This window comes from Kitasatospora sp. NPDC002551 (assembly GCF_040296005.1).
Classification (GTDB): domain Bacteria; phylum Actinomycetota; class Actinomycetes; order Streptomycetales; family Streptomycetaceae; genus Kitasatospora.
This window is the reverse complement of the sequence record NZ_JBEOWI010000168.1, coordinates 1-1,016: the sequence shown is the minus strand read 5'-3', so window position 1 is coordinate 1,016 and position 1,016 is coordinate 1. Positions and strand designations below refer to the sequence as shown.

General features: G+C 78.2%; 1 protein-coding gene. It reads left to right on the top strand.

The window, feature by feature from the left end:
* Window positions 1-1,016: DnaB-like helicase C-terminal domain-containing protein (locus ABT093_RS40915; RefSeq protein ID WP_350572590.1), on the top strand; the 1,016-nt coding region annotated here is incomplete at both ends.

The window sequence follows — 1,016 nt, the reverse complement described above, 5'->3', positions numbered from 1 at the left end:
CGCCTCGCCCCGCTCGCCGACGCCCTCACCACCGTCCTCACCCCCCAGACCCAGGCCCCCGAGCCGGACACCGACACCGCCGCCCCGGCCGGCCCGCGCGCCCTGTCCACCGGCATCCGCACCCTCGACGACGCCCTCGGCGGCCTCCAGCCCGGCCGCTTCTACCTCGCCGCCGCCGCCCCCGGCACCGGCGCCAGCCTCCTCGCCACCACCACCGCCCGCACCACCGCCCTCGACCACCACCTCCCCGTCCTCTACGCCGCCTCCGGCCTCACCCGCGCCGACGTCGCCGCCCGCATCGTCGCCGCCCACCTGCCCGTCGACTACCGCCGCCTGCGCACCGGCCACCTCACCCCCGCCGAACAAGCCGACGCCACCACCCTCCACACCGAGCTCGCCGCCGCCCGCCTCTACATCGACGACGGCACCGACCTCACAGCGGCCGCGATCGCCGAGACCGCCGCCGACCTCGCCCACACCACCGACCAGCCCGGCCAGCCCGGCCTGGCCCTGGTCGTCGTCGACCGCCTCCAGGCCCTCGACGACCCCCGCCTCCCGCTCTCCGGACCCCGCCTCACCGACGCCGCCCAGGCCCTCGCCCACCTCGCCCGCACCCACCACGTCCCGGTCCTGGCCATCCTCGACACCGACCACCCCGACCTGATCACCACCCTCGGCCTCGACACCACCCTCACCCTCCACCCCCACCCCGACGCCCCCACCACCCACCTCCTCGCCACCATCGCCGAACGCGACCTCGGCACCCAAGCCACCCTCACCCTCACCGCCGACCGCACCCACGCCCGCCTCACCGACCCCACCCCCTTCAACCCCTACGCCACAGCGCCGGAGGCGCCCCCCGCCCCCACCACCCCGGCGCCGGAGGCGCCCACCCCCGCCCCCACGGCCCCGGCGCCGGAGGCGCCCACCAACCCACCCACCACAGCGCCGGAGGCGCCCACACAGGCCTCCGCCTGGCCCCCCGTCGCCGTCCCCGGCCACCCCACCCAGGACAC